Origin of the sequence: Methylobacterium sp. WL18 (genome assembly GCF_008040015.1) — a bacterium.
GTDB classification, from domain to species: Bacteria; Pseudomonadota; Alphaproteobacteria; order Rhizobiales; family Beijerinckiaceae; genus Methylobacterium; species Methylobacterium mesophilicum.
In genome coordinates this window covers 1-5406 of record NZ_VRVD01000309.1, presented here as the reverse complement: position 1 = coordinate 5406, position 5406 = coordinate 1, and the positions used below count along the sequence as shown (strand labels likewise).

Genomic DNA, 5406 nt, shown 5'->3' with positions numbered 1-5406 from the left:
GGACTGGCCCGGCGCCGCGGCGGCCTCCTCGACGATCGTGTTCCAGCCGTTGCAGGCCTCGCAGCGCCCGCGCCAGCGGTTGTAGACCGCCCCGCAGGACTGGCAGACGAAGGTCTGGTGGATCTTGGCCATTCGGGTCCGCGCGCCGCCGGTCCGGCATTCGTAAGGTGGAGTCGGATCACCCTACATAAGTTCGAACATAACGCGAACCCAGCCCCGTCAGGATCTCGTAGCCGATCGTGCCGGCGGCGCGGCCGACGGTGTCGATGTCGAGGCTGTCGCCGATCAGCACCGCGGTGGCGCCGCGCCGGGCGGCGGGGGCCGCGGTGACGTCGAGGATGATCAGGTCCATGGAGACGAGGCCCAGGATCGGGCAGGGCACGCCCCCGACCAGCGCCTGGCCGCGCCCGCTGATCGCCCGGGGGAAGCCGTCCGCGTAGCCGAGCGACAGGGTGGCGAGCCGGCTCGGGGCCGACGCCGTCCAGCGGCCGTTATAGCCGACGCCGGTTCCGGCCTCGACATCCCGCACCTGCGCGATCAGGGCCTCCAGCCGCACCACCGGGCGCATCGGGTTGGCGGTCTCGGGCGTCGGGTTGCCGCCGAACAGGGCGTAGCCGGGACGCAGCAGGTCGTGCCCGGCGCCGTCGAGGAAGACGCCGGAGGAATTCGCCAGCGACGCAAGCAGGCCCGGATAGGCGGCCCGGACCCGGGCGAAGTCGGCGATCTGCCGGGCGTTGACCGGGTCGGCCGGCTTCTCGGCGCTGACGAAGTGGCTCATCAGCAGGTCGATCCCGCAGGCCGCGATGCACGGGTCGCCCGCGAGCGCCAGCGCCTCCGGCACCGGCAGTCCCAGGCGGTTCATCCCGGTGTCGACGTGGAGCGCCGCCGGCAGGCGGCCGCCCGAGAACGCCGACCACTCCGTCATCTCCTCGCGGCTGCCCAGCACCGGGCGCAGGCCGTGCGCCGCGCAGGTCCCGCCGGCACCGGGCGGCAACCCGTTCAGGATGTAGAGCGCGGCCTCCGGCAGGGCGGCCCGGGCCGCGATGCCCTCGGACAAGTGGGCGACGAAGAAGGTCCGGCACCCGGCCGCCCACAGGGCCGGCCCGACCCGGGCTACGCCGCAGCCATAGGCGTCGGCCTTCACCACGGCGGCGCAATCGGCGCCCCGGGCGGCCAGCAGCCGCCAATTCGCGGCGACCGCCCCGAGATCGACGGTCAGCCGGGCGCCGTGGGCGCCGATATCTCTTCCGGATTCCGTCACTGACCGACTACCCGCCACCGAAGCGTCCCCGATCCTCGATTCCCCGCGGACGGATGCACGATGCGGACCCGTGAGGCGAGTCGGTTCGCGGCATTGGTCTCAGGGGTCGACGAGACTGGCAACCCGCGCGGCGATCTCGCCCACGGTGTCCGGATCCGCGACACCGGCGAGGCTCGCACTGCCATAGGCGATGCGCGCCCGCAGATCGAAGCTGCGGACCTGCGTGCAGACCGCCACGCCGGTCACGCCATCGGCCGTAACGGGGACTGTGAGGCCCGCGGCGCGGGCGCCCGCCGCCACGGTGGAGATGACCACGGCGATTGCCGTGCCGTGAACGTTCACGGCCTCCGGCGTCAGGACAATCCAGTAATGTCGATCTCGCATTTCCCGGCCGACGACCGGGTTGGGGTTGATCGAGTAGATCTCGCCGCGCTTCGGGACCTTCGGCCGCGGGCCCATCACCCGATCTCATCGCCGACTGGGGGGCCTTCCAGAGCCTTGGCGGTGTCCGCGTACAAGGCCGGCAGATGCTCGGCGCCTTCCAGAAGCTCCGCCAGGGTGTAGCGGCGTTTGCGTTTCGCGACCGGTGTCGCGACCAGGGTACCGTCCTGGACGGCGAGCGTTAGGTCGGTGCCCGTATCGGCTCCGATAGCGGCCAGGACAGCGGGCGGGAGCGTCATCACCCGGGCTCCGCCTTGGCGCCGAACCGTCACAACCGTCGTCGTTGACGTTTGAGTCGGCGGCTTGGCGTTCGTCTTCGTGCGAGGCGTTCGCTTGGCGGCAGGCATGGTCACGCTTCTCCGGAAGGTGCTACAAAGGTAGCACTTTTCCGTTGCCGCCGACACCCATCACCCCCGCAAGCGGAACGGGTTGAAATCCGTGTCCGTATCGAAGGCATCGCGCCCCTCGGCGCGTTTCAAGAAGCCGATCAGCGGCACGCTGAGGGGAAGCGCAACGATCTCCCAGCCGACCTTCAGCGCCCAGATCGACAGCGCGAGGCGGACGAGATCCGCGGCGGGGTAGAGCCCGCCGAAGCCGAGCCCGATGAACAGGGCCGAATCGATGCCCTGGCCGACCAGCGTCGAGGCGACGAGCCGCGCGGCCAACCCCCGGCCGCGAAAGCGCAGCTTCAGCTTGGCGAACAGGTAGGCGTTCAGAAATTCGCCGGTGAGATAGGCCGCGAGGCCTGCCAGCGCGAGCCGCGGGGTGGCGCCCAGCACCGCCTCGAACGCCGCCTGGTGCGGCCAGAACGGCGCGGGCGGCAGCGCCGCCGCGATCCCGTAGGCCAGGATCCAGAGCGCCTGCGCCAGGAAGCCGGTCCAGACCACCGTGCGGGTGCTGGAATAGCCGTAGACCTCGGTCAGCACGTCGCCGAACAGGTAGGAGGCGGGAAACACGATCACCGCTGCCGTGAAGGTCAGGCCGCCCACCGAGACGATCTTGCCCGCCAGCACCAGCGAGATCATCAGCACCGCGCCGAACAGGCCGGCGATCGGAACGAGGTAAACGGGGCCGGCCGCCGCCCGGTCCGCGCTCACGATCGGCACGGGCTGATGCATGGACGGCACAGGCCTCGGCCGAGGCCCGTCCCCGAGGGTGACGGCCGAGGTTCGGCTTGGTATACCTCGGCCCCGGTCCCGGGGAGCCGCATGGCCGCCGCGGCATCCCCTCTGGTTCCTAAAAGTTCACAGATGCCGTTTACCGTCCTGGATCTCGTCGTGCTCGGCATCGTCGCGGTCTCCGCGCTGCTCGCGGCCGTGCGTGGCGTCACCCGCGAGGTGCTGGCCATCATCGCCTGGGTGGCCGCCGCCGCCGTCGCGTGGTCGTTCTATCCGATGCTGCTTCCGCTGGTGAAGCAGCACGTCAACAGCGATACCGTGGCGCTGGTCGCCTCGATCGCGGCGATCTTCCTGGGTACGCTGATCGTCGTCTCGATCATCACCGTGAAGATCTCCGACGTGGTGCTCGATTCGCGCATCGGCGCGGTCGACCGCTCCCTGGGCTTCCTGTTCGGGGCGGGCCGCGGCTTCCTGATCTGCGTGATCGGCTGGGTGTTCCTGTCCTGGCTGGTGCAGGGCAAGGTGCCGGACTGGGCGGCGCAGGCGCGCACGCGCCCGATGCTGGAAAAATCCGGCGACGCCCTGGTGGCCCAGCTCCCCGAGAATCCGGAGGGCTTCCTGAAGCAGTTCAAGAAGCCGAAGGCCGTCACGCCGCCCAACGAGGCGGCCGACGCCCCCGCCGAGACCGACCCGGCGCCCCAGCGCCGCACCGAGACCGCGCCGAGCCCGACGCGACGCTGACCTGCGGCATTCGCCGTTGGTCGGTCTGCGTGGAACGCCTAGATAGCGGTTCCGGAGACGATCGGATGATATCCGCGACGACCGGCGCGCCGGCCCGTCGCCGCCGGGACTCGTGAAGTGATCGATCGCACCATGTCCCAATCCGACGCCTACGCCGCCGATTTCGACCTCGATGGCGACACGCTGCGCGAGGAGTGCGGCGTCTTCGGCATCTTCGGGCACCCGGATGCCTCGGCCATCGTGGCGCTGGGCCTGCACGCCCTGCAGCACCGCGGCCAGGAGGCGGCCGGGATCGTCTCCTTCGACGGCGCGGTGTTCCATTCCGAGCGCCGCCCCGGCCTCGTCGGCGATTCGTTCTCGGACGGCGACACCATCGCCCGGCTGAAAGGTCGCGCCGCCATCGGGCACGTGCGCTACTCGACCACCGGCGGGACGATCCTGCGCAACGTGCAGCCGCTCTTCGCCGAGCTGGCCAGCGGCGGCCTCGCGGTCGCCCATAACGGCAACCTCACCAACGCCCTGTCGATCCGCCGCGACTTGGTGCGCGACGGCGCGATCACCCAGTCGACCTCCGACACCGAGGTGATCCTCCACCTCGCGGCCCGCTCGCGGAAGCCCCGGATCGTCGAGCGCTTCATCGACGCCCTGCAGGCGATCCAGGGCGCCTACGCGATCGTGGCGCTCACCAACAAGAAGCTGATCGGCGCCCGCGACCCGCTGGGCATCCGCCCGCTGGTGCTCGGCGAACTCGACGGCCGCTACATGCTGGCCTCCGAGACCTGCGCCCTCGACATCATCGGCGCCCGCTACGTCCGGGACATCGAGAACGGCGAGGTCGTGGTGATCTCCGAGGAGGGCGTCGAGTCGATCCGCTTCGCCGACGCCGTGCCGATGCGCCCGTGCATCTTCGAGTACATCTACTTCGCGCGGCCGGATTCCGTGGTGAACGGCAAGAGCGTCTACGCGGTGCGCAAGGCCATCGGCCGGGAGCTCGCCCGCGAGGCCGCCGCCCCCGCCGACATTGTGGTGCCGGTGCCGGATTCCGGCGTGCCGGCGGCGCTGGGCTTCGCGCAGGAGACCGGCATCCCGTTCGAGATGGGCATCATCCGCAACCACTATGTCGGGCGGACCTTCATCCAGCCGACCCAGTCCGTGCGTGAACTCGGTGTGCGGATGAAGCACTCGGCCAACCGCGCCGCGATCGAGGGCAAGAGCATCGTTCTGGTCGACGACAGCCTGGTGCGGGGCACGACCTCGGTGAAGATCGTCCGGATGATGCGCGAGGCCGGCGCCGCCGAGGTGCATTTCCGGATCGCCTCGCCGCCGATCACCTACCCGGACTTCTACGGGATCGACACGCCGGAGCGGGAGAAGCTGCTCGCCGCGACCCACGACCTCGAGGCCATGCGCAAATATATCGACGCTGACTCGCTCGCCTTCCTGTCGATCCCCGGCCTGTACCGGGCGATGGGCGAGGAGGAGCGCAACGCGGCCTGCCCGCAATATACCGACCATTGCTTCACGGGCGACTACCCGACCGGCTTGACCGACCTCTCCATCGCCGGCCCGAAGCGCTTCGCGATGCTCGCCGAAGCGGACTGACACGGGGATCCCAAAGGGCGAGCCCTTTGGCGGGGTCCAGGGGCGGCGCCCCTGGGTCCTTGGAGGGCTCCGCCCTGCACCCGCAAAAGGTCACGGACCTTTTGAAACCGGAATTTTCCGATCCCCCCGGCACGGAAATGCGCTAGGTCCCGCGCATGGCTGAGTCTCACAGAATCCTCGAAGGCCGCGTGGCGGTCGTCACCGGGGCGTCCCGCGGCATCGGGCGCGCCGCCGCCCTCGCGC

The 5406-nt window shown here is 70.3% G+C and carries 7 protein-coding genes and 1 pseudogene; 3 read left to right on the top strand and 5 right to left on the bottom strand.

All coding sequences use genetic code 11. From position 1 onward, the window contains the following. The 5 genes from FV228_RS33210 to FV228_RS19160 form a co-directional block, all read right to left on the bottom strand. A partial coding sequence (locus tag FV228_RS33210; protein WP_187277816.1) for a hypothetical protein occupies positions 1 to 132 on the bottom strand: 132 nt, incomplete at its 3' end. Between the two features lie 46 nt (positions 133 to 178). After that, positions 179 to 1261 (bottom strand): alanine racemase, encoded by a 1083-nt coding sequence (alr, locus tag FV228_RS19175; RefSeq protein ID WP_147856077.1) that lies wholly within the window; start codon positions 1259 to 1261, stop codon positions 179 to 181. 99 nt (positions 1262 to 1360) lie between these two features. After that, complete coding sequence (locus FV228_RS19170) at positions 1361 to 1720, bottom strand: type II toxin-antitoxin system PemK/MazF family toxin (RefSeq protein ID WP_147856076.1); 360 nt, start codon at positions 1718 to 1720, stop codon at positions 1361 to 1363. After that, positions 1720 to 1941, bottom strand: a complete 222-nt coding sequence (locus FV228_RS19165; RefSeq protein ID WP_147856075.1) for a PbsX family transcriptional regulator — start codon at positions 1939 to 1941, stop codon at positions 1720 to 1722. Before FV228_RS19165 ends, FV228_RS19170 begins: the two co-directional genes overlap by 1 nt. A 168-nt stretch (positions 1942 to 2109) precedes the next feature. Then, on the bottom strand, positions 2110 to 2820 hold the full coding sequence (locus FV228_RS19160) for a queuosine precursor transporter (RefSeq protein ID WP_187277815.1): 711 nt from the start codon (positions 2818 to 2820) through the stop codon (positions 2110 to 2112). 132 nt (positions 2821 to 2952) lie between these two features. Between FV228_RS19160 and FV228_RS19155 the strand changes: the two genes are divergently transcribed. The 3 genes and pseudogenes from FV228_RS19155 to FV228_RS34280 all read left to right on the top strand — a co-directional run. Next, complete coding sequence (locus tag FV228_RS19155) at positions 2953 to 3561, top strand: CvpA family protein (protein WP_058191883.1); 609 nt, start codon at positions 2953 to 2955, stop codon at positions 3559 to 3561. 132 nt (positions 3562 to 3693) lie between these two features. Then, the gene (gene purF / locus FV228_RS19150; RefSeq protein ID WP_147856073.1) at positions 3694 to 5163 is read left to right on the top strand and encodes an amidophosphoribosyltransferase; all 1470 of its coding nucleotides are present in this window, start codon (positions 3694 to 3696) and stop codon (positions 5161 to 5163) included. Positions 5164 to 5318: 155 nt separating this feature from the next. Next, positions 5319 to 5406, top strand: a pseudogene (locus FV228_RS34280) (oxidoreductase); the annotation flags it as partial.